Genomic DNA, 25,973 nt, shown 5'->3' with positions numbered 1-25,973 from the left:
GGCGTCATGCGGCGGCCATGTGGCGTCATGAGGCGTCGATGCACGCCGATGAATCCTGTTTCCCTGTGGGGTCCTTGAAGTCATGAGCAATCACACACAGCAGATCCGGCCGATGGTCGTCGAGCGCGGGGAGCAGCTCTACGCGTACATCCGCGGCTCGGTACGGATGGACGCGTTCGCCCGGATCGCCGACCGGCTGCCCGAACTCGTCAACTGGCTGGCCGGCAACAACACGGAACTCGCCGGAGCGCCGTTCTTCCGCTACAACACCGTCGACATGGACGGCGAGTCGGTGATCGAGGCCGGCGTGCCCGTCCGGGCGGCGCCGGAGCCCGAAGGGGACATCGGCGTGGCCGTCCTGCCGGCAGGCCGCTACGCGACCGTCACTCACGTCGGCCATCCCGCCCAGCTCGTCGGCGTCGTCATCGCGATGCACGAGTGGGCGGCGCGGGAAGGGCTGCAGTGGGACATGACGGTCGTCGACGGCGTCGAGCACTGGGCGTGCAGGACGGAGTCGTATCTGACCGACCCGCGGGCGGAAACGGACATGTCGAAGTGGGAGATCGAGCTCGCCTTCCGCCTGACCGACTGACGGCACCCCCCGACACCGCTGACGGAGGGCGCGCGCGAACGAGACGGCCACGGACGTGGCGATCCCGGTGTTCACCGTGGCCAACCTGCTGCTGATCCCGCCGCCGGCTCCACGCCCGTGGCCTACGGCCCGGCGAGGCAGCCGGTCGCGGCACAGGTGATGCGTCGCTCCCGCCATCGCAAGGCGGGGGTGCTGGTCGCCCACCTGTACCGCATCTGTGGGAGATCACCTCCTACGCCGACGCTCTCGGGCGGGAGCGCGAGCGGCAGCTCGCCCGTGCGGACCTGCGTGAGCGGCACGGCCGCCGCTGGCGTACACGCACCCCGCGCCGCGAGCGCGTGCTCCTCAAGCTCGGGGAGGTCACCCCCGCAGGCGAGGAAGCGGCGCCCGAGGAGCTAACCCCAGAGCCTCCCGCACCGCCGGAGCGGGAGGCGCCGAAGCCGCCGCGCAAGCGCACCACCAAAGCCAGGGCGAAGCCGGGCAAGGGGCAGCGCACCGCGGCGGAGCTGCTGGCCGAAGCCCGCGAGGTCACGGCGGGTTGGCCGGATGACGCGATCAACGCGGAGGCGATCCGGACCACGCTCCACTGCTCTGCAGCCAACTCCCGTGTGCTGCGGGACGCGCTGCTGAGCGAGCGGGCCGACGGCCGGCGCCTGCACCCCGTCGACACCGACACCACCGAGGACAGCGCCGACAGCGAGGGGGCAGCGGCATGAGCACCCTCTTAACCGCCCTGGCCACCGCCGCGCCTGTGTCGGCAGGTTGGGCGCTGCCCGTGCTCTGGATGCGCCGCCGCCTACGCACCGCCCGCCGCGACCCGCTCACGGGGCTGCGGACCCGTGAGGGGTTCACCCGCCGCGCGACCGCGCTACTGCGCGATGAGCGGGCGGTCGTCGTCCTCGCCGACGTCGACCACTTCAAGCAGATCAACGACCGGTACGGCCACGCGGCCGGGGACACGCTGCTCAAGGCGACAGCGCAGCGGCTCGCCCACTACGTCGGCCCGTCCGGTGTGGCCGGGCGGCTCGGGGGCGATGAGTTCTTCTCTGAACTACCGAGGGTGTCCCGTGATCAGGTGAGGGGACGATCAGTCCTGAGGGGAAGGGCCGGAGAACGGCTGCGACCGGCGAAGGTGTTAGTTTCCTTCCCGTGTTAAGCCACCAGGACGAGACTAGGGCGGCCTATGACGGGGTCGTCGACCTGTACGCGTCGATGTTCGCTAATCGGCTGGAGACGCAGCCGTTCGCGCGGAACATGATCGGTACCTTCGCCGAGCTCGTGCGTGCCACGGGGAACCTGCGGGCAGCCGACGTCGGGTGCGGGCCCGGTCATCTGACGGCCATGCTGCACGACTTGGGGCTGGACGCCTTCGGGCTCGACCTCTCCCCGGCCATGGTCGACCACGCTCGGCGGGCCCATCCGGCGCTGCGGTTCGACGAAGCGCGAATGGAGGCCCTGCCGGTCGAGGACGGCGCGCTCGGCGGAGTGCTGGCCCACTACTCGATGATCCATACCCCACCTGAGGAATTGCCCGTGCTGCTCGCCGAGCAGGTGCGTGTCCTGGCACCAGGGGGCCTGCTCCTGGTGTCCTTCTTCGGGACCGAGGGACCGAAGCCGGTCCGCTTCGACCACAAGGTGGCGCCCGCCTATAGCTGGCCGGCGGAGCAGTTTGCCGCGATGCTGACCGGGGCCGGGCTCGTCACAGTTGCTCGGTTGCTCCATGACCCAGCGTCCGAGCGTGGTTTCCTCGACACTCACTTGCTGGCCCGCCGCCCGTAGAGCGTGGCCCGTGGCCTGGGTCAGGGTGGTGTAGATCATCCGCGTGGATGAAGCTCGTCTAACTTGAAGGTCCTCTTGCCGTACTGATTCGTGTCGCGATCTGGCTGAAGCTGGGCATGCCGAGATTGATCACTTGGCGTTGACGGACTTGCTCTGTATCGAGCTGGATGAGCTTCTCCTCTGCGCTGGCGAGGCTGACTTGGAGTCCTTCGATCTCACCGAGCCATCCCTCCTGTTCTGCTTCGGTGATTCGGGCGATCAGGTTGTCGCGGATCTCGACGAGGCGGTGTCTCTGATCCGGGTCCGGTCGGAGCATGGAGCATCGAATACACGCGTGTTCGTGGATGCAGGGCGTTCCGAATGCGCGAGCGCAGATTCCGATGGACAGTTTGCGTCGCTCGAAGTGCCCGAGGAAGGCATCCCATTCTTCGTTGGTGGGGGTTCGGTACTCCTCGCTGGGCCGGAGCGTTCGGCGCCGGGCGATGAATGCGCGATGGGCTTCGATGGCCTCGCCGGGGTAGATGGCGTTGTATCCCATGGTCGTGTTGATGCTGGTGTGCCCGGCGATGACCTGCGCGATGTGCGGGGGAAGGCCGCTGCGGATGGCGTCGGTGATGAAGATTCGCCGAAAGTCATGGGGCGAGAAGTCCAAAGGCTGTCCGGCTGAATCGGTCAGATTCGTGGAGGCCAGCACTTCCTGGAGTGCTTCGCGCAGGAGCTTCGGGGAGAGGCGGGAGCTCTCGCCGCTGCGGCACCACTGGAAAAGCAGTGGCATCTGCGGATTCCAGGTCTTCTCTGCCATGTCATAGCTGGAGACGTAGGGGACGGCACCGGTGCGAGGGTCGCGGATGCGGGCGATGATCGCGCTGAGCACATCGGCGAGCTCCGGGCTGACCAGGATGACTCGTTCCTCATCGGTTTTGGAGGGCGCGATTTGCAGGAGGGGAACAATCTCGCCGGTCGTGGGCAGTCTGTACTGGATCAGGCTGTGATGGCTGGCCTCCAGCATCTCCTCGATGCGGACACCAGTGTGCTGAAGGAACTCGACCATCGCCCAGGCCCAGAACGCTCGGCTCTCCGCGAGGGCCAGGTCGACGCGCCGGCCGGTGGCAATGTTCACCGCCCAGGTCGTTCCGTCCTTCGCTGCCCGCATGAAGGTGTCGCCCGCAAAAGCGAACCGACCGCCTGGCCGGGTGTCCATCAGTGCCTGTAGTCGGGCTTTGGCTGCGTGGAGGCATGATGAAGCTGCTCGGGCGACAGCAGGCAGAGCCGGAAGGCGTTCCCTCGTCCGGTGGTCCATCCGAGCTTTGCGCCGCTTGTTGTCTTTCACGACAGCGACATCCGCGTCCTTGATCGGGCTCGGCACCGCCCAAGGCCCCCAGCGTGCCGGCTCGTCGATGGCCCACTGGGCGATGTCGAGATAGAACGCCCGGACGGAGAGCATGATGCTGGCGACGTTGGCGCGTTCGGTCACTACTTCACGCACTTCGCCGTCTGGTTCGCGGCGCCGTTCGATGCGGGTCCGGCATCTCTGTTTCCAAGCCGCGCTCACCTCGGGCGCTAGGTGGAGAGAGTCGATCCCTGGATGATGTTGTTCCAGGTCACCCCAGAAGTTGCTGGCCAGGTGCCGGGACAAGTTGTTCAGGGACGTGTAGTCGAGACCCGGCTGCCGCTCTTTGAGATAGTCCACCAAGAGATCTCGGACAGGGCGGCAGCGGACGCCGAACCGGTCGACGAGCTGCTCCATCGACACCTGGCCACTGGTGTTGGCCAGGTAGCGCAAGGAACTGGGTGCTTCTGCGGGCAGGGTGCCCAACTCTCGCAGCCAGGCGTAGAAAAGGGTGTTGCCGCGGGCTTTGACGTTCGCGGCTTTGTTCGCTGCTTTGAGTGCGGCGAGATACTCCACGGCGTCGCCGACGGTGATGTCCGCCAAGGTGCCGCCCTTGGCGGACACGATCTTGACCAGGGAGTGCAGGGCGTGACGCCCGACTTTGGAGGACCACGTGGCAGATTCGATCATCGCTTCAAGCTGAGCGAATCCTCCCGGGTCACGGGCGGGGATCAGCCCGATACGTAGGCTCGTCATGTTGGCCGAGGTCCGTGACAGCAGCCACGGGAGGGCGGGCCTGACAACGTCTGCGCAGATCAGACTCAGCAGCCCTCCCGACAATGCCTGCCGTTGCGAGGGACCAGCAGCCGTTCCGATCCAACCGGGTGCCAACCGGGCCCAGTCGTTGCCAGGGCGCGTGCTCGCGGGACTGGTATTCCAGCGCTGCTGCCAGGTGGCCCCCGGGAAGGTCTCCAGCCACTGCAACGTCTGGCGAGCTCCTCGGATCCTGGCTCGGTGCTGCCTCACGTCCGCCGGCCGCAGAGGAGGTTGCTCCAGACGAGCAAGGATGTCGGCCTGCGTGCTTGCCGTGGCCGCCCAGTGATCCTCAGCAGGTCTGGGCGGGAAGCGCAAAGCGACAGCTTTCAACGCCTCCCCGGCCAGGCGCAGGGACGCGGGAGGCGCGACATGCGTCGCGACGGACAGGGTCTCCGTAGGTGTCACCAGGCAGTCCCGAAAAGGTTGTTGAGGGATTCAGGGTTGTAGCCGGCTGCCGGAGGCGCGGGAGTCCGCTCGGCGGACTTGGCCCGTCGGGCATGATGTGCCCGAACGTGTTCGATCACCTCGTCCCGGTCGGCCGGAAGATAGAGCTGTGTCGTCGACAGGTGCGCATGACCGAGCACCCACTGCACGTCGGTCAGGGGCATCTTCGGATCTCTCGCCAGCCGATAGGCGGCGGTGTGTCGAAGATCGTGGAGAGTCCAGTTCGTACCGAGCAAGCTGTTGGCCCGGTTGAACATCGCACGAGCCGCCGGATAGTTCAGAGGACGCCACGGGCGGCGTAACGTCCACCACAGCCCCTCGTTCTGTCCGCGGGGGACCCCAGCCCGCCAGGCGCTCTCCTGATAGAGCCGTAGCCAGACGAAAGCGTCCGCTGAGCAGGGGAGTTGTTGATAGGCCCGGCTCCCCTTGCGGACAACCCCCAGGACCTGTTGGCCGGGCAGCGCGTCGCGTTGCCGACTGGTGAGCAGTTCCTCGGCGCGAGCCCCGTTGGAAACCCAGAAGGCCAGCAGGGCTCGATCACGGTCGTGCTTCAGCGCGGCGAAGAGCGCGTTGAACATCGCGTCGGGGATCCGCCGAGGCGCTCGCTTGGGGATGGCCGGCCGGTAGCGGCCCTGCCGTTCGTGGCGAAACCGCTCGTCAGGGTTGTGGTGAGCGTGTGCCCTGCCATGGCGCCGGGAGCGATCCAGTGGAAACGGGTTCAGGATCGGGCCGGTTCCCTCGGAGAGGTGGAAGTCGTAGAAGACCCGCAGGACGGTCTCGCAGTGCGCTCGCGTTGTCGGCGCGTATCTCGGCCCTGGTGACGTCTTTCCCGTGATCGGATTTGGGGCTCCGGGCGGCAGCTTCTCTGGTACTGGCTTTGGTGCTGTCTCCGTCTGGATGTCTCGTCGGTGGCGCCAGTGCAGCGGTGCGGGCTTGTTCGCGATCTGCATCCAGCGTGAGAAGTCCCGAGCGTCCGACCGGACTGCACGATCCCAGGCGATTCCCCAGCCCCACAGGAAGCGCCACCAACGCAGCAGATCCATTCCGTACGACCGGATCGTGGCGGCTGACTTGTCACAAGCCAGCAGCTCCGCGAAGAAGGCGGCCACGGGTTCGATCTCGACCCCGTCCGCGTCCAGCAGGACAAACGGCCTCCATCGATCTCCCGTCTCCGCCAGTTGTCCGGCCTCGGGCAGCACGAAGCTTGCTAACTCCCTCTCGGGATCACGTCCAAGCATCCACGGAAGCTAGCAGAAAGGCTATCTGACCTGCGAAAATACTGGATCTAGTTCAGTCAACGGATCGCCGCCGTGGTCATCGACCGCAACGGCACTGCGGCCGACCTGCTGGCGGTGCTGCACGGCGTGCTCGCCCGCCCCGTCGACGGCCAGGCCCCGGACGTGCACACCACGGTCTCGCTCGGCTGGGTCCGCGCCGCCGACCACCGGGGCGAGGACCTGTCGCGGCTGCTCGGACGGGCCGATGAGGCCATGTACGCGGCCAAGCAAGCCAGGGCTGGTATCCGACGGGCGGGGCTCGGGCGACTCTTCGCCACAGTGGCCGGCCGCCGCTACGGACGCCGCGGAGCCCGCACCGATACCCCGCCCATCGGGATGGCCGCCTGATGGCCCCCGCCTTCGGCAAGTGCTGCGACCCGTCCGGCGCGACCTGGGGGATACCCACGTTCCCGTGGAAGTTCGCCCCAAACGGCTACGCCACCCGCCGCCAGCTCCGCTCCCGCGGCCTACGCCCCGACGGACAGCCCATCGCCGCGCAGGTGATGCGCCGCTCCCGCCACCGCAAAAGCGGCGTGCTGGTCGCCTACCTGTACCGAATCGACCGGGCCAAGCCCGTCCGGCCCATCACCGCGGGGAAGTCGGCCGCGCTCGCCAAAGCGATGCGAGCCCGACGCACCTGCCCCGCCTGCCGACTCGACGCCGGAGACGTCATCCCGACCTCCCTCGGCATGTGCGTCCCCTGCGCCTACCCCGAAGAACAGCGCGCTGCCTGAACCAACAGTCAACGGGCCCGGCCGCCCACCTCTCACAGCACGCCGACCGGGCCCCCTCCCTTTGGAAGGAACTGTCAGTGAAGCACCCCGATGACGAGAACGAACTCTTCAACCGACTCGAAGCCGAGATGAGCGCCGACTCCGGCGCGGATGTGGTCGACCTCGGCAAGGCCCGATCCGCCCGGTCCGAGTCGGCCGACCCCAGCGCCGACCGGTCGCCCGACGCGTCCGCCGACTCCCGGCCCGCCGGGCCGGGCAACCCACTGCCCGACGCGTCGGGCGACTCGGAGACGGTTCGGGTCGATGTGATGGTGCCGACGGAGTCGGGTCCGGGTCTGCTGGATCGGATCAAGGGCTCCAAGCGGCTGGACGTGATCCCGGTGTGGATGAAGTCGGGCGCGGAGTTCAAGGACGCGGCCGGGTGGATCGCCGGGCACGTCGGCCACACCGTCGCCTTCCACGCGGTGCGGGTGCCGTTCCTCTACGCCCCCAAGCTGATCGTGCGGGCCCCGCGCGGCGTGGTGAACACCTTCGGCAAGGTCGGCCGCTGGGCTGTGGATGCGGAGGGCGAGCCGCTGCGCCAGGCGGAAGCTCGACGCGAGAACTCCGAGCTGTACCTCAAGCTGTCCTGTGGCTGCACGAGAACTAGGGCACCGGTGACCTCGACTCCCTCGAATGCGTCTCGCACCGGTTCGTCTCCGACATTGATGACGAGTCGGTGAAGTACGCGGCCGACTCGCTCAAGCTGCTGCGCGAGGAGGTCATGCGCCGTGCCAAGGCGATCAAGCAGCTTCCGCGGGACCTGTGCCCGGACAAGCGGGTCACCCGGCAAATCGCCGACAAGCGCTCGCTCAAGCTGTGGCCGCTGCTCGCCGTGTTCGACGAGTGCCAGAACCTGTTCGCCCACTCCACCTACGGCAAGCAGGCCGGCGAGGATGCCGAGTTCATCATCAAGCTCGGCCGCGCCCTCGGAGTGAGCCTGGTCCTGGCCACGCAGCGCCCCGACAAGGACTCGCTGCCCACCGGTGTCAGCGGCAACGTGTCCATCCGCTTCGCACTCAAAGTCGCAGGCCAGACCGAGAACGACATGATCCTCGGCACCAGCGCCTACAAAAACGGCGTCCGCGCCACCCAGTTCCGGCCCGAGATCGACGCCGGAAACGGCTACCTCAAGGGCGCCACCACCCTCCCAGTCGTGGTGCGCACCGCCTACCTGGACGACCCGGCCACCAACGCCATCGCCCAGCGCGCCCTTGCCCTGCGCAAGGCCGAAGGCACCCTGTCCGGCCACGCGCTCCGAGAGGACGCCGACGCGGTCAAGGGCCCGTCCTACGACCTGCTCGCCGACATCGCCGCCGTCGTCCCCGAGAGCGAAGAGCGGGTGTGGAACGAGCGGATCACCGCCCGGCTCGCTGAGCTGCGGCCCGACGTCTACGGCGGTTGGAAAGGCGAGAACGTCACCAGCGCGCTCAAGCCGCACGGCATCAAGACCCGAGACGTCGCCGGCACCACCGACGACGGAGCCCGCACCACCCGCCGCGGCATCGTCCGCGCCGACCTCACCAAAACGGTTGCGGAGCGTGACCAAAACCGGGGCGCCGCATAGCCCCATCGGACCGCTACCGGTAGCGACCCAAACCGGGTCTCATCAGCGATCTAGTGGATAGCACCCCACCTGCACAAACACCGCAAACCGCCCCAGGAGGGCCCCGATGACCCTCATCACCCTTGCTATCGCCTGCCTGTTCGCCATCACGATCGGTTACAGCGCCATGTGTGCGGCCGCGCCGTTCGGACCATGCCGCAAGTGCCGCGGCTTCGGCTTCGGCTTCGGCTTCGGCTTCGGCTTCGAGATGAAGACCGACCGCAAAGGACAGCTCAAGCGCGGCAAGAACTGCCGCCGCTGCAAGGCCACCGGCCGCCGCATACGCATCGGCCGCTGGATCTTCAACCGCACCCAGCGCCTCTACCGCGAAGGCACCCGCTGACCCCGGACACGAAGGGCCGACGGTGCCCGTCATGAGACGTACCCCGCTCTTTGCAGGAGCTAGGTGGGCGCACCGTCGGCCGAAGACCGCGAGCTTGCCAGCACCCGCGGTGCCCGCACCCTATCCCGCGTCATCGACCCAGCGTCAAAGGAGTTTCCGCATGGCCGTCACGGTCTCGCTCGTCGCCCTGTTCGGGCTCGTCCTGTTCTTCCTGCTCCGCTTCAACACCCTCGGCTACGGCTCCGCATTCGTCGCCGCAGCGTTCGGGTTCTTCCTTGCCTCCACCGGCGCGGCCGGGCCCATCTCCCAGCTCACCACCGCTGTCATCGACGCCATCCAACAGATCAACTGAAGGAGACGCGATGAACCAGCCCATCACCGTCCGCCACCCGCTCGCCGTCATCGCCCCCAAGGCGGCCCCCGCCATCGCCACATCCACCGTCCTCATCCTCGGAAGGATCTGGAACGTCAACGGTGCCGAACACTCCGTCGGCAACGCCACGCTGATGGTCATCCTCGCCACCGGAGCCGCGGCGGCCGGTGCCTGCGCGTCCGTCGGCCGCTCCGGTGACGGCATCCTCGCCGGAACGTGCTTCGCCGCATCCGGCGGACTCGCCCTCGCCGGGGTCGCCGGATACGCCGACGGCCTGTCCCTCCCGCTACTGCTGTGGGCGCTCGCCACCGCCATCACCTACGGGCTCGCCGCTCGCTACTGGCGCACCGACCGCCGCGACACCCTCGCGCACGAGCGGCACATGAGCGAGAAGCGAGAGGACCACAGCCACACCGAGCGCATCGAGGCCATGCGGTCCCGCACACAGATCGAGGTGGCCCGCGAGGGCGCCGCCTACGCCGCCGCACTCGCCGAAGCCATGACCGCCCGCGCCATGCTCCCCGGCTTCGACCCGACGGAACTCACCCGCGCGGGACTGCCCGAACTGCCCACCACCACCAAGGAGAACTGACCATGTTCGAGATCCGCATCATCTGCGACCCGGACGACACCGACCGCGTGACCAAGACACTCGCCGCAGCATTCACCACCGGCCAGGTGCGCCAGTACGCCATCCGCGACGGGGACCGCGCCCGGCTGTACGTCACGGCCGACCACTGCACCGACGGCGAGCCGGAGCCGCAGGAGTGGCCGACGCCCGAAGAGGCATACGCGCTCGCACCGAACATCATCAGCGAGATCGGATGGACCGCACGCACGGCGGCCGACAAGCCGTTCGGTCATGAGATTGGGCGGGAGTACTGGCTCCGCAAGGCCGCGCTCCTGGACCGCATCGCGCTCGCCGACGGAGACGAGGGCATCCGCAGCGACGCGGCAGTGCTCGCCACGGAGGCCGCCCGCTGCCTGATGAGCATGGACGGGGCCGCGGCCATTCGCGAGCCGCGCGGCTACGTCCGCCAGCAGTACATCCGCTGGGTCAAGACCCAGTAGCTACGCCCGAGGCGGGCGCCTCTCACCACAAGACCGCGCCCGCCTCGGCTTCCTGCCCCTTCGAAGAAACAGGAGACACCCAGAATGCCTCAAGCCGAACGCCTCGCGCTGCCCCACGCCGCGCTGGACGCCGCCGCACGCGGCTGGCACGTCTTCCCACTCCGGCCCGGCGACAAGCGCCCCGCCATCACTGACTGGGAGACACGCTCCACCACCGACCCTGCACGCATCGCCCGGTGCTGGGCCCACCCCCCGTACAACATCGGCATCGCCACCGGCCCGTCGCGACTGGTCGTTGTCGACCTCGACCAGCCCAAGGGACCGGACGACACCCCGCCGACCGCGTGGGCCCCGCCCGGCGTCGCCGACGGTGCTGATGTCCTCGCAGTCCTATGCGAGCGCCACGGCCAGCCCTTCCCGGACGACACGTTCACCGTGCGGACCTGGAGCGGTGGCACCCACCTGTACTGCACCGCGCCCGAGGACGAGCCCCTGCGGAACACCAGCGGCGACAAGGGCAACGGCCTCGGCTGGAAGATCGACACCCGCGCGCAAGGCGGCTACGTCGTCGCCCCCGGCAGCACCTTCGACGGTCACCCTTACGAGACCGCGCGGCAAGCACCCGTTGCCCCGCTCCCGCCGTGGATCGCCGAACTTCTGCGCCCCGCACCGCTGCCACCGCAGACGCCCATCGCCGTCGCGCTCCCCGCCGGCCGCCGTGGCAAGTGGCTCCGCGCCGCGGTCAACGACGAGCTGCAGCGCGTCGGCCACGCTCAGGAAGGCGAGCGGAACAGGGCCCTCTACATCGCGTCCGTCGCGCTCGGGCAGCTCGTGGCCGGGGGCGAGCTGGGCGAGCACGAGGTGACCGAGTGGCTGTGCACCAGCGCTCTTCAAGTGGGCCTGGGCGAGCGGGAAGCACGCCGCGCCATCGCTTCCGGGCTGCGGGCCGGAGCGAAGCGACCGAGGACGGTGGCGGCATGAGCGCGTCCTCGAACCCGATTCCGCCGCTGCACCTGTACTCCGTCCCCAGCGACTCGCAGGCGGCGCCAGAGGCAGCGCCGAAGCGGGAGCGACCGCGGACCGCGTGGACTGCGGACCAACTCATGGCCGCGCATTTTCCCGAGCCGAAATGGGCCGAACCCGAGGACGTCATCTGGAAGCGTTCTTCGGCTGCATCTACTACGCCGCGTCTCGCCCCGGCGAGACGGTCGGGCTCAAGCTGCGGGACTGCGAACTGCCACGGCGAGGCTGGGGCATGCTGCGGCTGAACGAGAGCCGAGCGCGCTCGGGCACGGCGTGGACGGACAGCGGTGAGGCTCACGACCAGCGAGGGTTGAAGCACCGGTCACGCAAGGCGGTCCGGTACGTGCCGATACCGCCGGAGCTGGTGGCCATGCTGCGCTGGCACGTCATCCAGTTCGGCACGGCGCCCGACGGTCGACTGTTCCGCACGGCCCGCGGTGGGATGGTGTAGGAAAGCGGCTACGGCGAGGTCTGGGCCCGCGCACGCGCGGACGTGCTCACCTCTGGCGAGCTGGCTGCGAGGCTCGCTAAGCGGCCCTATGACCTTCGCCACGCGGCTGTCTCCACATGGCTCAGCTCTGGAGTGGAGCCGCAGCTCGTAGCCGAGCGTGCCGGCCACAGCGTCGCGGTGCTGTTCCGGGTGTACGCGAAGTTCCTCAAGGGCGGCGACGACGCGGCGAACGCCAAGATTTCGGCTCTGCTTCAGCAACGCAAGGCATTCCCTGCTGCGCAGAGCCCCGACTGCCTGCCCACCTTTGGTGGCTATTGCCGCATCAGGCGACGTTCGCCTCCTCGGAGGTTGACGGGCAGTCGGCCAGACGCCCGCATCCAGTCGTAGGAACGGAACTGCGTCGGCCAGTACTCACGTAAGGTGCCTTGGTGTTCAATCGGTTTGAGGTCAGTGTGTTGCCAGCGGGACCCGATGGGCTGCTCAGTTGTCTTTCCGGATCGATGGCGAGGAAGTGGTGGCATCGGCGATCGGAGAGGGAGGCCGCGGTCCGTTTGCGGAGGAGGCGCTGCCCGCTGATGGCCCGGGTCCTCTCTGGGGGACCGTAGAGGGACGACGTGTAGTACTGGGTGAGCCCGAGTGCACGGGTGGATGCTGTGGCTACCTGTCCGTGCTCGTGCAGCGTCACGGCGGGATCGTGGAGTGGTCCGACTGGCAGGTGCCCGTGGATGAGGCGCGCCCTCCGGCCTTTCACTTCGACGCCGAGCAGTACGACGCCGAACTGACCCGTGCGCTAACCACGTTTGCCTCATGACAGTGGGCCGCGTGGGTGGTTCCCTGCGCGGCTGGCCGGGCCAGAATGATCACGTGGCTGGACGCGTACAGGTTCGTGAGATCGATGACGACGAGGGGCAGCGGCTGCTGCGCATCATCCGCAGGGGCACCGGGTCGGTGGTGACCTGGCGGCGGGCCCAGATGGTACTGCTGTCCGCGCAGGGCTTGCCGGTGGCCCGGATCGCCGAGGTGTCGTTCACCAGTGACGACCGCGTCCGCGATGTGCTCCACAACTTCAACACGGACGGTTTCGACTCGCTGTATCCGAAGTACTCCGGCGGCCGCCCGAAGACGTACACGCTGCCCGAGCGCCGGGAGATCAACAAGTTCGCCAAGTCCAAGCCTACCGAGCACGACCTGCCGTTCTCGACCTGGAGCCTGACCAAGCTGGCGGACTTCCTGGTCGCCGAGGGGGTGGTCGACGACATCAGCCACGAGGGCCTGCGCATCCTGCTCCGCGAGGAAGGCGTCTCCTTTCAACGCCTGAAGACGTGGAAGACCTCCAGCGATCCGGACTACGCGGCCAAGAAGGCCCGCGTCGAGCACCTCTACTCGCTCGCCGACGGCGAGGTCATACCCGAGGACGGTGAACCCGAAGTTGTCTTCTGCGTGGACGAGTTCGGCCCCCTTAATCTGATGCCGCACCCGGGCCGGCAGTGGGCCGAACGGGGCGGCAAGCACAAGGACCCCGACCGCGAACCCCGCCGCAGGCGCCGGGCCACCTACAACCGCTACGGCGGAGTGCGACACCTGTTCGCCGCCCTGGACCTGGCCAAGGACAAGCTCTACGGCCACATCAAGCCGGTCAAGAGACGGACCCAGTTCCTGGAGTTCTGCCGGTATCTCCGCAGCCTCTACCCGCCCCAGGTCCGGATCGCAATCGTCAGTGACAACTTCTCACCCCACCTGACCACGAAGAAGTGTCAGCGCGTCGGCACCTGGGCAGCGGCGAACAACATCGAGATGGCCTACACCCCGACCAACAGCTCCTGGCTCAACCGCATCGAAGCCCAGTTCACCGCCCTGCGCTACTTCACCCTTGACGGCACCGACCACGCCGACCACAAAGAGCAGGGCAGCATGATCCGCCGCTACATCATCTGGCGAAACCGCCGCCACGCCGACGACCAACGCCTACGGACCGTCGTCGACAGGGCAAACGTTGCCTGATGCGGCACTAGGTCCTGGCCCTATGGCCCCTGGTCCGTCCGAGGCCGTAGGGCCCCCGCAACGCGGGACTTCAAAGCGGCCTCTCGCACCCCGCGCCTTTAAGTCAAATCGCGAGAAATTAATGGCTTGATAGGTTGGGCAATCACCAGGAATTAAGCTGAACTTGAGATTCCCCTGTTACCTGGATCACATGCCGATTAAAACGGTTGCCGAGGCGGAGCGAGGCTGCACAAGATCTACGAGTAAGCGAGTTCGAGCATCTCCCAGTCCACCGAAAAGGGAGAAGCCTTTACCCACTCGGGCATGACGTCAACTCGGGAGAGAATGTGAAGCACGAACCTTTTTCGCCTCGGCGGCGGAAAATAGCCATCACTCTGGCCATAGCGGGGGCTTCGGTCGCCATGACCGCAGCGGCAGGTTCAGGGGTCTCCTACGCCAGCGAGGGGAAGCCGGAAGGAATCCCTGAAGCCTCGATGTCCGCTGATGGACAGTTCTTCAAGCCGGGTTCAACTACCATCGTCAAGGTGACAGCCGGCCAGACTGACTCTGAAGGGAAAAGGAACGGTAGCGTTTTAGTCTCTCCTGCGCCCGCAGACGCCACGGCCTTCAGGTTTGTTAAGAACGCGAGACGTGTGGGCCAGTCGTGCGGCACTAACGTGATCCAGCAAACGAGCGGGCAGGGTAAGACGACCCTCGTCCTCACGGTCGAAAAGAAGGTTGATTCGACTGTGAAGAAGGAGATCAGCATCGGCGTCGGCTCAATCTCGGCAGGCATGGGCTGGGACGTCACCAAGAGCTACGGCGTCAGCAACCAGACACGCTACGAGGTACCGAGAGGCAAGTTCGGCACCGTTCAAGCCTTCCCCCTCTACGAGCAGTACATAGGCGAAGTGTGGGAAGGTGTGAGTGGGGCGTTTCCCACGGGGAAGCGTGTGTTCGCGTACAAGCCCGTCGGTGTCTGCTTCAACCAGTGGCTAAAGTGACGGGTAACTGAAGAGTCGACAAGAGCGAGGTGTGGCCCCGTGGGCTGGAAGAAGCGAACTTTAGCACTAGGGGCCACTCTCGTGATCTGCCTCGCCGGATGCACAGGTAGTACGCCATCCAAAGAACCTCCGGCGAAGAGTGGCGACCACCTCGTTCCGCTTAGCGGCATAAAAGTCATCAGCGTTGCCGGTGATCCATTGGCAGATGAGAGTGACTCAGTTCCGGGAGGGACGCCCAAGTTCCTTGCCGAGGTCAGAAGCGACTCACAGAGAATGTTGATGTACGTGAATAGCGACTCTTGCGGCTTCTTCGCCATTCCACACGACTCACAAACCACCGACATTCACCTGATCTCGCAATGGCCCGGCGAAGGCGAAGGGAACTCTCGCTATCCAGCAGGGCCGTACAACACTTCCTCAGGATCTGGTAGCTCCAAGGCGTGGGCATCGCTGGCATGCAGCAGGAACGCCATGGTGATCGAGTACACCGGGCCTCTAAATACCGCAGCGACGACTCGAGGCGACATCTCAATCACCCGCTCGCCCGACCAGCCTTCCACGTCGCTCATCGTTGTCGGAGACCAGCACGTGCGCAAAATAATCATGGCTCGGTCGAGTCCTCCGATCTCGTAACACGACCGCCCTCCGACGCTCGCCACGCTCTCGCCGGAAAACGCTTCGTCGCCGCGCTCACATCGGGGCCGTGGCTCCCGTGGTCTAAGGGCCTGCCGATCATCAAGGTGTTGCTTTCGGGGGTGTGTCTCGTTGATGTCGTATGCGCATCCCGGACGAGACTCGTGACCAACTTGCTGTGAAGTTCGCGGTGTGTTCCCGCATCTGGACGAGCGGCAGCGGCGGTTGCTGGCAGCCGCGGAGGCCCGGAGCATGGGCCATGGCGGCATCCGGGCCGTGGCCCGGGCGGCCGGGGTGAGCGAGACAACGATCCGCAGGGGGGATGTCCGACCTGGAGGCAGGCGAGCCCCTGGTGGAGCGGGTGCGGCGGCCGGGCGGTGGGCGCAAACGCGTCGCGGATCTCGATCCCGGACTGCGGTCTGCGCTGTTGAGTCTGGTCGAGCCGGACGAGCGCGGGGATCCGATGTTTCGCCGTTGCGGTGGACGACCAAGTCGATCCGCACGCTGGCAGCCAAACTGACCCGCCAGGGACACCGGGTCGGTGCCGACACCGTCGCCGGCCTGTTGCGCCAGGAGGGCTTCCGGCTGCAGGCCAACGCCAAGACCCTCGAGGGCAGTCAGCATGCCGACCGGGATGCCCAGTTCCGGCATCTCAACGAGCAAGCACGCGATCACCGGGACGCCGGCCAGCCGGTGATCAGCGTGGACACCAAGAAGAAGGAGCTGGTCGGCGACTTCCACAATCCGGGCCGTTCCTGGCGGCCGACGGGCGACCCGGTGCCGGTGCGCGTGCATGACTTCGCCGATCCGCAGCTGGGCAAAGCCATCCCCTATGGCATCTACGACATGGCGGCCAACACCGGCTGGATCAACGTCGGCACCGACCATGACACCGCCGCGTTCGCGGTGGAGTCGATCCGCCGCTGGTGGCACGACCAGGGCCGGGCCGCTTATCCGCGGGCTTCCCGGCTGCTGATCACCGCCGATGCGGGTGGCTCCAACGGCTATCGCACCCGGGCCTGGAAACTTCACCTCGCCCGCCTGGCCGCCGAGACCGGCCTGACCATCACGGTCTGCCATCTGCCTCCGGGCACCTCGAAGTGGAACAAGATCGAGCACCGGCTCTTCTCCCACATCACCATGAACTGGCGCGGTCGCCCGCTGACCAGCCACGAAGTCATCCTCGAATCGATCGCCGCGACCACTACCCGCACCGGACTGCGCGTGAAGGCCCGGTTGGACACCAACATTTATCCCACCGGCATCGGTGTCGGCGACGCGGAGATGGCGGCTCTGCCGCTGGCCCGGCACACCTTCCACGGCGAGTGGAACTATGCCCTGCACCCCCAGCCGGCCCCGGCCATCCCGGCAGCCCGAAGCAGCCGGCCATCGGCGCCGCAGTGGGACCCGGCCATGCTGTCCGATCCCGCACTGACCGGCCTGGCCCCGCACCAGCTGCAGCACCTCATCGAAATCCTGGCCGCAAAAGGAGACACCCGCCGCGGCCGCCCGCCCCGCCTCGCCAATGCCGACCAGGTCCTGGCCACAGTGCTCCACCTGCGCGTCAACCTGGCCGCGGAACCCCTCGCCGTGCTCTTCAACAGCAGCCGCACCGCCATGCACCGCACCCTGCTGAAGATCAGACGCCTGCTCGAAGCACAGGGCATCACCATCTCGTCGGTCACCACCCCACCGACCGCCCTGGCAGCCCTCCAAGCCCAAGTCGCCACCCAAAGCAGCAACCCCAACAGCAAGATCAAGACGACAGGTTGATGATCGGCAGGCCCTTAGCCACAAGACGTGGGCACAAACCGCCGCGTGTGACAGCAAAGACCCTTCAGCGCGGCGGCCATCCACCTGAGTCACGCGACAAGGAGGCGTCCATTACCCGTCCACGCCCCGTCCACAGCAGCTGGTAGAGAGCGTGCGCGAAGGAGACAGAGTGAGACAGTCGACCTTTTCGGCAGCCCGACGACGACGGCCCCTGGCCTGCGTTTCCGCAGATCAGGGGCCGTCTTCATCGCGTGGCGGCGCCAGGATTCGAACCTGGGTAGGCTAAGCCGACGGATTTACAGTCCGCTCCCATTGGCCACTCGGGCACACCGCCATGGGATGTCGCCGGTGGAGGGACCGCTGTGGGCGGCGCTCCGTGGCAACGACGTAAACGATACCTGATGTGCAGGGGTGCTTCGCCACCGGATTGATCAGCGCCCCGGGCGGGCGTGGGTGGCTAGGCTTGGCCGAGCGGCTCGGGGTGTTCCGGCCGCGCCTCCACGCACCCGATACAAGGAGCCACAGGACATGGCCGACTCCAGTTTCGACATCGTCTCGAAGGTCGAGCGGCAGGAGGTCGACAACGCCCTCAACCAGGCCGCCAAGGAGATCTCCCAGCGCTACGACTTCAAGAACGTCGGTGCCTCGATCTCCTGGTCCGGCGAGAAGATCCTGATGCAGGCGAACTCCGAGGACCGCGTCAACGCGATCCTGGACGTCTTCCAGACCAAGCTGGTGAAGCGCGGCATCTCGCTGAAGGCGCTGGACGCCGGCGAGCCGCAGATCTCCGGCAAGGAGTACAAGATCTTCGCCTCGATCGAGGAGGGCATCTCGCAGGAGAACGCCAAGAAGGTGGCGAAGATCATCCGTGACGAGGGCCCGAAGGGCGTCAAGGCGCAGGTCCAGGGCGACGAGCTGCGCGTCAGCTCGAAGAGCCGCGACGACCTGCAGGCCGTCCAGGCTCTGCTCAAGGGGCAGGACTTCGACTTCGCGCTGCAGTTCGTGAACTACCGCTGACGTCTGCGGGCGCGCCGGGGGCAACCGGGGGCGGAGCGGCTGGTCCGCTCCGCCCCCGTCCCGTGCCCCGGGGTGACGGGGCGGTCGGGGCGGGCCCGGCCCACGACCGGTCCCGCGGCCGGCGGTGACGTCCGAATACCGCCAGCCCCGGCGGGGCCGGAGTCGCAGACTCGTAGGCAGCGGGGCGGACGGAGAGCCCCGGGACAGGAACACCGCAAGGAGCACGTGAGCCATGACGAGTGTGTACGAGATCGTCGACAGCCCGCTCGGTGAGCTGCTGCTGGTCGGCCGGGCATCGGCGACGGCGAAGGGCGGCACCGCGCTGGCCTCCCTCTCACTGCCCGGGCAGAAGGGCGGGGCCGTGGTCCAGGACGGCTGGCGCCGTGATCCCGCAGCCTTCGAGGAGATCGGACGCCAGCTGGCGTCGTACTTCGCGGGACGGCTGACCCGTTTCGACATCGAGTACGCCGATGCCGGGACCGCCTTCCAGCGCAGCGTCTGGAGGGCCGTCGAGGACGTTCCCTACGGGCGGACGACCACGTACGGGGAGATCGCCGCGGCGGTCGGCACCTCTGCCGTGGGCGTGCGGGCCGTGGGGACGGCGATCGGTCGCAATCCGCTGCTCGTCGTGCGGCCGTGTCACCGGGTGATCGGCACGGACGGCGCCCTGCGGGGGTACGCCGGAGGCCTGGAGTCCAAGGCACGGCTCCTCGGGCTGGAGGGGGTACTGGTGCCGTGACGGGGCCGGTCTCATGAGCGGAGCGCTGTTCCCCCGGGAGCGGGCCGTCGTCTCGCCGGATGCGGTGCATGTGCCCGGCTGGCTGCCGGTCGAGCGCCAGCGGGAGCTGGTGGACGTCTGCCGCGCCTGGGCGCGGGGGCCGGTGCCGATCCGGCACACGGTGCTGCCCGGCGGTGGTGTGATGTCGGTGCAGACGGTGTGCGTGGGCTGGCACTGGCAGCCGTACAGATACTCACGGACGGCCGACGATGTGAATGGCGCACCGGTGGCCGGGTTCCCGGAGTGGCTGGCGGAGCTGGGGCGTGAGGCACTGGTCGAGGCGTACGGGGAGCATCGGGGCTACGCGCCCGACACCGCGCTGATCAACTTCTATGACGGCACGGCCAGGATGGGGATGCACCAGGACAAGGAGGAGCGGTCCGCCGCGCCGGTCGTCTCACTGAGCATCGGCGACTCGTGTGTCTTCCGCTTCGGTAACACCGAGACCCGGGGCCGCCCGTACACGGATGTGGAACTGGCGTCCGGTGACCTGTTCGTCTTCGGTGGCGCCTCCCGTTTCGCGTACCACGGCGTGCCCAAGGTGCTTCCCGGTACGGCCGACCCCGCGACCGGGATGAGCGGCGGCCGGCTGAACATCACGTTGCGCGAGACGGGGCTGGCGGACTGACTCCACAACGCGGTGACGGACCGGCCCGGCGGCACCGTCCGTTCCGAACCGTGGGGGCCGCGGGGCGCGGGGCCGCGGGGCCCGGTCAGCGCGAGCGGGAGTGACCGAACAGGATCCGGTAGGCGATCAGCAGGACGAGCGCGCCGCCGATGGCCGCGACCCACGTCGGGCCGTCGTAGAACTCGTTGGCGATCTCGCGGTCGAGGTAACGAGCGGATATCCAGCCGCCGGTGAAGGCACCGGCAATGCCGATGAGAGTGGTGCCGATCAGGCCGCCCGGGTCACGCCCCGGCAGGAGGATCTTGGCTATGGCCCCGGCCAGCAGCCCGAGAACGATCCAGCCGACGATGGTCATGCCGTGAACCTGCCTTTCGTACGGTGTTGTGGTCGAGGACGCCACCCGGCCGGGGCGCGGTTGCGGTGATCAGTAGGGTGCGGCGTATGACACGGGAGTTGCGACGGTCGCTCGGGGTCCTCGACGCCGTGGTGATCGGTCTGGGATCGATGGTCGGGGCGGGAATCTTCGCCGCCTTGGGGCCGGCCGCGCTGGCGGCCGGATCGGGCCTGCTGATCGGACTGGCGCTGGCCGCCGTGGTGGCCTACTGCAACGCCATGTCGTCGGCACGCCTCGCCGCCGTGTACCCCGCGTCCGGCGGCACCTATGTGTACGGGCGTGAGCGGCTGGGCGAGTTCTGGGGGTGCCTGGCCGGGTGGGCGTTCGTGGTCGGGAAGACGGCTTCGTGCGCGGCGATGGCTCTGACGGTCGGCGCATACGCGTGGCCCGACCATGCGCAGGCGGTGGCGGTCGCCGCGGTGGTCGCGCTGACTGCCGTGAACTACGGGGGCGTTCAGAAGTCGGCGTGGCTGACGCGGGTGATCGTCTCGGCGGTGCTGGCGGTACTCGCTGCTGTGGTGGTGACTCTGCTCGCCGGCGGTTCTGCGGAGTTCGGGCGGCTCGAGCCTGGCGCCGACGCGTCGGTGGGCGGGGTCCTTCAGTCCGCCGGGTTGTTGTTCTTCGCCTTCGCCGGGTACGCCCGGATCGCCACACTGGGCGAGGAGGTACGGGATCCGGCCCGTACGATCCCGCGCGCTGTGCCTTTGGCGTTGGGCATCGCGCTGGTCGTCTATGCGTGTGTCGCTGTCGCGGTCCTTTCCGTACTGGGTGCAGGGGGGCTGGGGCAGGCGGCGGCCCCGCTCGCCGATGCCGCACGGGCGGCCGGGGCCTCCTGGCTGGCGCCGGTGGTCCGTGTCGGTGCCGCGGTGGCGGCGCTGGGGTCGTTGCTCGCGCTGATTCTCGGCGTGTCAAGGACGACTCTTGCGATGGCCCGTGACGGCCATCTGCCGGGAGCGCTGGCCGCGGTCCATCCGCGGTTCCAGGTGCCGCACCGCGCGGAGGTCGCTGTGGGGGCCGTCGTCGCGGTGGTGGCGGCGACCGTGGACCTGCGCGGGGCGATCGGCTTCTCGTCGTTCGGAGTGCTCGTCTACTACACAATCGCCAACGCTTCCGCCTGGACGCTGAGTTCCGGACCGCGGACCGATACACCCGTTCGAGTGTCGTGGAACATCCGGGTGACGGCCGGCCTCGGGGTGGCGGGATGCCTGGCTCTGGCGTTCTCGTTGCCGCTGTCGTCCGTGCTCATCGGTGCGGGCGTGCTGGCACTGGGCGCGGCGGTGTACGCGACCCGGATCCACCGCCGCGACCGCTGAGCTCGTCAGCGCGTCGCGAACGGCTGATCGGTGCGGACGATCTCCCTGCCGAGTGGCATCAGGGACACGGGGATCAGCTTGAAGTTGGCGACACCGAAGGGGATCCCGATGATCGTGAAGCAGAGGGCGATGCCCGTGACGATGTGTCCGAGCGCGAGCCACCAGCCGGCCAGGATCACCCACAGGACGTTGCCCACCAGTGAGGGCGCACCGGAGTCCCGGCGGTCCACGGTCGTGTAGCCGAACGGCCAGAGGGCGTAGACCCCGATCCTGAAGGACGCCAGGCCGAACGGGATACCGATGACGGTGATACAGAGGATCACTCCAGCCAGGAGATACCCCAGGAACAGCCAGAAGCCGCTCAGGACCAGCCATATGACGTTCAGAATTGTCTTCACGGGCGAGGACCTGCCATCTGCTCGAGTCGGGCGATTCGTTCCGCCATGGGCGGGTGGGTCGAGAACATCCTGGACAATCCGCGGCCGGGGCCGAAGGGGTTGGCGATCATCATGTGACTCGCCGTCTCTAGCCTCGGCTCCGGCGGCAGCGGAAGCCGCTTCGTACCAGCGTCGAGCTTGCGCAGAGCGCTCGCAAGTGCCAGCGGATCGCCGGTCAGCTGGGAGCCGGACGCATCCGCCTCGTACTCCCGGGAGCGGCTGACGGCGAGCTGGATCACGGATGCCGCCAACGGGCCGAGCAGCATGATCAGCAGCATGCCGACCAGGCCGGGCCCCTCGTCGTCGTCGGAGCGGCCGATGGGGACCAGCCAGGCGAAGTTCACCAGGAACATCACCACGGAGGCGAGGGCCCCGGCGACCGACGAGATGAGGATGTCGCGGTTGTAGACGTGGCTCAGCTCGTGACCGATGACGCCCCGCAGCTCACGCTCGTCGAGGATGCGCAGGATTCCCTCGGTGCAGCAGACCGCCGAGTTGCGGGGGTTGCGGCCGGTCGCGAACGCGTTGGGCGCCTGGGTCGGTGAGATGTAGAGGCGCGGCATGGGCTGGCGGGCCGCCGTGGACAGCTCGCGGACCATTCGGTAGAGCGCCGGTGCCTCGAACTCGCTGACCGGGCGGGCGCGCATGGCGCGGAGCGCGACCTTGTCGCTGTTCCAGTAGGCGTACGCGTTGGTGCCGAGTGCCACGACGAGCGCGACGAGCAGCCCCGTCCGGCCGAAGAAGCTGCCGATGACGAGGATCAGTGCGGACAGTCCCCCGAGGAGTACGGCGGTCTTCAGCCCGTTGTGCCGGCGGTGCACGGTACGCCCTCCAGGTGGTGCGGCAGGGGACCCTTTGCGTGGTGGTGCTCCACTCTTCAGTGGAACCTTCTGTACTGGTCAACGCCAGGCGAAGGACACTGGTTCCCCTTGCGCACCCGGGCCCCGGCACCGGCCGTTCGGGTGAGGCCCGGGGGCCGGTTCGCTCAGCCCGGCCCCGGCCGCTCAGAACAGGCTGTTCGCGGCGAAGCGCAGGACCAGCTGCGGATAGCCGGACAGGACGACGCCCGCGACGGCGGTCAGGACCACGGCGGCGGTCACGGGGGCGGGGGTGCGCCTCCGGACGGCCTCGCCCGTTGCTGTCGCGGCGGGCTCTACTGCCTCCGCCGCGTGCGGGGCGCGGAAGAGGACCGCCGTCCACTGCAGGTAGTAGTAGAGGGCGATCACGACGTTGACGGCCATGACGACCGCCAGCCACCCGAGGCCCGCATCCACGGCGGCGGAGAACACCGTCACCTTGGCGAAGAGGCCGATGATGCCCGGCGGCAGTCCCGCGAGGCAGAGCAGGAAGAAGCCCATGGCCAGGGCCGTGAGCGGACGGGTGCTGTAGAGCCCGCGGTAGTCGGAGATCCGGTTCAGCGGCCGGGTGCGGCCGACCACGGCGGCCACGGCGAACGCGCCCAGGTTCACGACGGCGTACATCAGGGCGTACGCGACGGTGGCGCCGATCTGGTCGTCGGTCGAGTACGCGGCGGCCGCGATCGGCACCAGCAGATACCCGGCCTGGCCCACGGAGGACCAGGCCAGCAGGCGTACCGCGCTCCATGCGCGGGTCGCGGACTGGCGCAGGGCGGCCACGTTTCCGGCGGTCATGGTGAGGGCGGCGAGGACCGCGAGCGCGGGGCCCCAGATGTCGGCGTATCCGGGGAACGCGATGACGGTGACCAGGATGAGACCGGTGAATCCGACGGCCTTGCCGACGACGGAGAGGTAGCCCGCGATCGGCAGCGGCGCGCCCACGTAGGTGTCGGGCACCCAGAAGTGGAAGGGAACCGCCGCCGTTTTGAAGGCGAAGCCGACGAGAGTCAGTGCGACGCCTGCCTTGGCGAGCGTGTCGAGCTGGCCGGGTACGTCCTCGAGACCGGCGGCCACCTGCGTGAGGTGGAGGGTTCCCGTCGTGGCGTACACGAAGCTGACGCCGAGGAGCGTCACGGCCGTCGCGGTGACCGAGGAGAGGAAGAACTTGAGGGCGGCTTCGCTGGAGAGGCGGTCACCACGCCTCAGGCCCACCAGTGCGAAGGCCGGCAGGGAAGCGACTTCGAGGGCGACGACGAGGGTGGCGAGGTCGCGGGAGGCGGGCAGCAGTGCCGCGCCCGCCGCCGACGACAGCAGCAGGAACCAGAACTCGCCCGCCGGAAGCCTCTTCCGGGTGTCCGTCAGAGACAGCAGCGCGGTCAGCAGCGCCCCGCCGAACACCAGGAACTGGATCGCCAGGGTGAAGTGGTCGGCGGTGTAGCTGCAGGCGTCCGCGTTGTCGGTCAGGCAGAACGTCGAACGGTCGCCCCTGCGCAGCGGTACGAGCGCGACGATCGCGGCGACGAGGCCGGTGATCGCGACCACCCCGAGCAGGGGTTTGCGCCGGTCGTCGATGAACAGGTCGGCGACAAGGCAGGCCAGGGCGACGACCGCGACGATCGTGGGCGGCGCGATCGCCGCCCAGTCGACGGACTGGACGAGGCTGGTGACGCTCTCGGCTGCCACGGTCACTACTTGCCTCCTGCGAGGAGCTGCTGCACGGCCGGATCGGTGAGGCCGAGGAGGACCGCGGGCCACAGTCCGGCGACGACGGTGAGCGTCACGAGCGGGGTCCAGGCGGCGAACTCGTACGCGCGGACGTCGGCGAACGGCTCGGGACGCTGCTCGTCCGGACCTGCCTGCGGCCGGACGCCCATGCACACACGGCGCACCACGACGAGGAGATACGCGGCGGTGAGCAGGGTGCCGAAGGCGCCGATCGCCATGAAGGTGAGGAAGGCCGGCCGGCTGAGCCCGTCGGCCGGGTCGAACGCTCCGAACAGCGCGAGCATCTCCCCCCAGAACCCGGCGAGGCCCGGCAGCCCGAGCGAGGCGACCGCCGCGAAGGCGAGAAGACCGCCGAGGCGCGGGGCGCGGCCGTACAGCGCGGCTCCCGTGGCACCCGCGAGGGTGTCGAGATCCGCGGTGCCGTAACGGTCCTTGATCGCTCCGACCAGGAAGAACAGCAGGCCGGTGATGAGACCGTGGGCGATGTTGGCGAAGAGGGCGCCGTTCACCCCGGTCGGCGTCATCGTCGCGATGCCGAGCAGCACGAAGCCCATGTGTCCGACCGAGGAGTACGCGATCAGTCTCTTCAGGTCACCGCCCGCGCCGCGGCGCGCGAGGGCCAGGCAGGCGAGCGAACCGTAGATGATGCCGACGACCGCGAAGGCGGCGAGGTAGGGCGCGAAGGTCCGCATGCCGTCGGGTGCGATCGGCAGAACGATACGGACGAATCCGTACGTACCCATCTTCAGGAGCACGCCGGCGAGGAGGACCGAGCCGACGGTCGGTGCGGCGGTGTGGGCGTCGGGAAGCCAGGTGTGGAGGGGCCACATCGGCGTCTTCACGGCCAGGCCGATACCGATCGCGAGAACGGCGATGACCTGCACGGATGTGGTCAGACCCCGGCCGTTGTCAGTGGCGAGTGCCACCATGTCGAATGTGCCGGCCTTCAGCCCGATGAGCAGGAGGCCCAGCAGCATGACCACGGAACCGAGCAGTGTGTAGAGGATGAACTTCCAGGCGGCGGGCTGCCTTGCCTCGCCGCCCCAGCGGGCGATGAGGAAGTACATCGGGATGAGCACCATCTCGAACGCCAGGAAGAACAGCAGCAGGTCGAGGACGGCGAAGGTGGCCAGGGTGCCGGACTCGAGGACGAGCAGCAGGGCGACGAAGCCCTTGGGCGACGGGCCCGCGGGCATTTTGAAGTAGCTGTAGAGCGCGCAGAGGAAGGTCAGCAGCGCCGTAAGGACCAGAAGGGGGAGCGAGATGCCGTCGATGCCGAGGTGGATCCGCACGTCGAGTGCCGGGATCCATTTGATGTCGGTCGTGGCCTGCATCTTCGACGGATGGTCATGGTCGAAGCCGAGTGCGAGGACCACCGCGGCCAGCAGGATCGCGCCGGTCACGGTCACACCGTGGCGCAGGACCGCCTGGTCGGGGCTGCTGCCGCGCAGTCCGGGCGGGGCGGGCAGCAGGGCGGCGGCGGCCCCGATGAGCGGGCCGACGACGACGAACGCGAGAAGGAACTGCATCACGGACGCGCTGATATCGATCACGGC

General features: G+C 68.1%; 26 protein-coding genes, 1 tRNA gene and 2 pseudogenes. 21 read left to right on the top strand and 8 right to left on the bottom strand.

Going from position 1 to position 25,973, the window contains the following annotated elements; genetic code table 11:
- Positions 1–82 precede the first annotated feature (82 nt).
- The 4 genes and pseudogenes from OGH68_RS21600 to OGH68_RS21585 all read left to right on the top strand — a co-directional run bounded on the left by OGH68_RS21600 (position 83) and on the right by OGH68_RS21585 (position 2,371).
- Positions 83–592, top strand: a complete 510-nt coding sequence (locus OGH68_RS21600; protein ID WP_264246426.1) for a GyrI-like domain-containing protein — start codon at positions 83–85, stop codon at positions 590–592.
- 338 nt (positions 593–930) lie between these two features.
- On the top strand, positions 931–1,308 hold the full coding sequence (locus tag OGH68_RS21595; protein WP_264250464.1) for a hypothetical protein: 378 nt from the start codon (positions 931–933) through the stop codon (positions 1,306–1,308).
- A pseudogene (locus OGH68_RS21590) lies at positions 1,305–1,664 on the top strand (GGDEF domain-containing protein); the annotation flags it as partial. The gene OGH68_RS21595 and the pseudogene OGH68_RS21590, both read left to right, overlap by 4 nt.
- A 77-nt stretch (positions 1,665–1,741) precedes the next feature.
- A complete protein-coding gene (locus OGH68_RS21585) occupies positions 1,742–2,371 on the top strand; it encodes a class I SAM-dependent methyltransferase (RefSeq protein ID WP_187065105.1) in 630 nt (209 codons plus the stop codon).
- Positions 2,372–2,429: 58 nt separating this feature from the next.
- Here OGH68_RS21585 and OGH68_RS21580 read toward each other — a convergent pair whose 3' ends face one another.
- Together OGH68_RS21580 and OGH68_RS21575 are read right to left on the bottom strand one after the other, a co-directional pair.
- Positions 2,430–4,457 carry a tyrosine-type recombinase/integrase gene (locus OGH68_RS21580; protein ID WP_264246424.1) on the bottom strand — a complete coding sequence of 676 codons (2,028 nt, stop codon included), beginning with the start codon at positions 4,455–4,457 and terminating at the stop codon, positions 2,430–2,432.
- Between the two features lie 461 nt (positions 4,458–4,918).
- On the bottom strand, positions 4,919–6,199 hold the full coding sequence (locus tag OGH68_RS21575; RefSeq protein WP_264246421.1) for a tyrosine-type recombinase/integrase: 1,281 nt from the start codon (positions 6,197–6,199) through the stop codon (positions 4,919–4,921).
- A 66-nt stretch (positions 6,200–6,265) separates the two neighbouring features.
- Here OGH68_RS21575 and OGH68_RS21570 point away from each other — a divergent pair.
- The 13 genes and pseudogenes from OGH68_RS21570 to OGH68_RS21515 all read left to right on the top strand — a co-directional run.
- Positions 6,266–6,586: pseudogene (locus OGH68_RS21570) on the top strand (diguanylate cyclase domain-containing protein); the annotation flags it as partial.
- On the top strand, positions 6,586–6,972 hold the full coding sequence (locus tag OGH68_RS21565; protein WP_264246418.1) for an RRQRL motif-containing zinc-binding protein: 387 nt from the start codon (positions 6,586–6,588) through the stop codon (positions 6,970–6,972). The pseudogene OGH68_RS21570 and the gene OGH68_RS21565, both read left to right, overlap by 1 nt.
- Positions 6,973–7,049: 77 nt before the next feature.
- The gene (locus tag OGH68_RS36205; protein WP_319020233.1) at positions 7,050–7,694 is read left to right on the top strand and encodes a hypothetical protein; all 645 of its coding nucleotides are present in this window, start codon (positions 7,050–7,052) and stop codon (positions 7,692–7,694) included.
- On the top strand, positions 7,691–8,578 hold the full coding sequence (locus OGH68_RS36200) for a hypothetical protein (RefSeq protein WP_319020232.1): 888 nt from the start codon (positions 7,691–7,693) through the stop codon (positions 8,576–8,578). The genes OGH68_RS36205 and OGH68_RS36200 overlap by 4 nt, the downstream gene beginning before the upstream one ends.
- 106 nt (positions 8,579–8,684) lie before the next feature.
- On the top strand, positions 8,685–8,960 hold the full coding sequence (locus OGH68_RS21555) for a hypothetical protein (protein ID WP_264246416.1): 276 nt from the start codon (positions 8,685–8,687) through the stop codon (positions 8,958–8,960).
- A gap of 160 nt (positions 8,961–9,120) precedes the next feature.
- Positions 9,121–9,312 carry a hypothetical protein gene (locus OGH68_RS21550; protein ID WP_264246414.1) on the top strand — a complete coding sequence of 64 codons (192 nt, stop codon included), beginning with the start codon at positions 9,121–9,123 and terminating at the stop codon, positions 9,310–9,312.
- 10 nt (positions 9,313–9,322) lie between these two features.
- Complete coding sequence (locus OGH68_RS21545; RefSeq protein ID WP_264246412.1) at positions 9,323–9,925, top strand: hypothetical protein; 603 nt, start codon at positions 9,323–9,325, stop codon at positions 9,923–9,925.
- Positions 9,926–9,927: 2 nt separating this feature from the next.
- Positions 9,928–10,404, top strand: coding sequence for a hypothetical protein (locus tag OGH68_RS21540; protein ID WP_264246410.1), 477 nt, complete (start codon positions 9,928–9,930; stop codon positions 10,402–10,404).
- A gap of 84 nt (positions 10,405–10,488) precedes the next feature.
- Positions 10,489–11,385 carry a bifunctional DNA primase/polymerase gene (locus OGH68_RS21535; protein ID WP_264246407.1) on the top strand — a complete coding sequence of 299 codons (897 nt, stop codon included), beginning with the start codon at positions 10,489–10,491 and terminating at the stop codon, positions 11,383–11,385.
- 148 nt (positions 11,386–11,533) lie between these two features.
- On the top strand, positions 11,534–11,878 hold the full coding sequence (locus OGH68_RS36475; protein ID WP_413471013.1) for a hypothetical protein: 345 nt from the start codon (positions 11,534–11,536) through the stop codon (positions 11,876–11,878).
- Between the two features lie 864 nt (positions 11,879–12,742).
- The gene (locus OGH68_RS21525; RefSeq protein WP_264246404.1) at positions 12,743–13,879 is read left to right on the top strand and encodes an IS630 family transposase; all 1,137 of its coding nucleotides are present in this window, start codon (positions 12,743–12,745) and stop codon (positions 13,877–13,879) included.
- 326 nt (positions 13,880–14,205) lie between these two features.
- Positions 14,206–14,862 (top strand): hypothetical protein, encoded by a 657-nt coding sequence (locus OGH68_RS21520; protein WP_264246402.1) that lies wholly within the window; start codon positions 14,206–14,208, stop codon positions 14,860–14,862.
- A gap of 885 nt (positions 14,863–15,747) precedes the next feature.
- Positions 15,748–17,268: an ISAzo13 family transposase gene (locus tag OGH68_RS21515; RefSeq protein WP_264250206.1), complete on the top strand. Its 1,521-nt coding sequence runs from the start codon at positions 15,748–15,750 to the stop codon at positions 17,266–17,268.
- Between the two features lie 252 nt (positions 17,269–17,520).
- On the opposite strand, the gene OGH68_RS21510 is transcribed toward OGH68_RS21515, so the two are convergent.
- Positions 17,521–17,602, bottom strand: a tRNA-Tyr gene (locus OGH68_RS21510).
- Positions 17,603–17,796: 194 nt separating this feature from the next.
- On the opposite strand from OGH68_RS21510, the gene OGH68_RS21505 reads away from it, so the two are divergent.
- The 3 genes from OGH68_RS21505 to OGH68_RS21495 all read left to right on the top strand — a co-directional run bounded on the left by OGH68_RS21505 (position 17,797) and on the right by OGH68_RS21495 (position 19,691).
- Positions 17,797–18,285 carry a YajQ family cyclic di-GMP-binding protein gene (locus tag OGH68_RS21505; protein WP_264246401.1) on the top strand — a complete coding sequence of 163 codons (489 nt, stop codon included), beginning with the start codon at positions 17,797–17,799 and terminating at the stop codon, positions 18,283–18,285.
- Positions 18,286–18,517: 232 nt separating this feature from the next.
- On the top strand, positions 18,518–19,024 hold the full coding sequence (locus tag OGH68_RS21500) for a methylated-DNA--[protein]-cysteine S-methyltransferase (protein WP_264246398.1): 507 nt from the start codon (positions 18,518–18,520) through the stop codon (positions 19,022–19,024).
- Between the two features lie 13 nt (positions 19,025–19,037).
- The gene (locus OGH68_RS21495) at positions 19,038–19,691 is read left to right on the top strand and encodes an alpha-ketoglutarate-dependent dioxygenase AlkB family protein (RefSeq protein WP_264246397.1); all 654 of its coding nucleotides are present in this window, start codon (positions 19,038–19,040) and stop codon (positions 19,689–19,691) included.
- A gap of 85 nt (positions 19,692–19,776) precedes the next feature.
- Here the strand turns inward: OGH68_RS21495 and OGH68_RS21490 are convergent, their stop codons facing one another.
- Positions 19,777–20,046, bottom strand: coding sequence for a GlsB/YeaQ/YmgE family stress response membrane protein (locus OGH68_RS21490; protein WP_264246396.1), 270 nt, complete (start codon positions 20,044–20,046; stop codon positions 19,777–19,779).
- Between the two features lie 86 nt (positions 20,047–20,132).
- Here OGH68_RS21490 and OGH68_RS21485 point away from each other — a divergent pair, with 86 nt between their 5' ends.
- Positions 20,133–21,398 (top strand): APC family permease, encoded by a 1,266-nt coding sequence (locus tag OGH68_RS21485; protein ID WP_264246395.1) that lies wholly within the window; start codon positions 20,133–20,135, stop codon positions 21,396–21,398.
- Positions 21,399–21,403: 5 nt separating this feature from the next.
- On the opposite strand, the gene OGH68_RS21480 is transcribed toward OGH68_RS21485, so the two are convergent.
- The 4 genes from OGH68_RS21480 to OGH68_RS21465 all read right to left on the bottom strand — a co-directional run bounded on the left by OGH68_RS21480 (position 21,404) and on the right by OGH68_RS21465 (position 25,970).
- On the bottom strand, positions 21,404–21,796 hold the full coding sequence (locus OGH68_RS21480; protein WP_264246394.1) for a YccF domain-containing protein: 393 nt from the start codon (positions 21,794–21,796) through the stop codon (positions 21,404–21,406).
- Entirely contained in the window at positions 21,793–22,656 is an 864-nt protein-coding gene (gene htpX, locus OGH68_RS21475; protein ID WP_264246393.1) for a zinc metalloprotease HtpX, read from the bottom strand. The genes OGH68_RS21480 and htpX overlap by 4 nt, the downstream gene beginning before the upstream one ends.
- 183 nt (positions 22,657–22,839) lie before the next feature.
- Positions 22,840–24,381 (bottom strand): NADH-quinone oxidoreductase subunit N, encoded by a 1,542-nt coding sequence (locus OGH68_RS21470; protein WP_264246392.1) that lies wholly within the window; start codon positions 24,379–24,381, stop codon positions 22,840–22,842.
- A complete protein-coding gene (locus tag OGH68_RS21465; RefSeq protein WP_264246390.1) occupies positions 24,381–25,970 on the bottom strand; it encodes an NADH-quinone oxidoreductase subunit M in 1,590 nt (529 codons plus the stop codon). The genes OGH68_RS21470 and OGH68_RS21465 overlap by 1 nt, the downstream gene beginning before the upstream one ends.
- Positions 25,971–25,973 lie beyond the last annotated feature (3 nt).

Source organism: Streptomyces peucetius (genome assembly GCF_025854275.1).
Taxonomy (GTDB): Bacteria; Actinomycetota; Actinomycetes; order Streptomycetales; family Streptomycetaceae; genus Streptomyces; species Streptomyces peucetius_A.
This window is presented reverse-complemented; position numbering and strand designations above follow the sequence as displayed.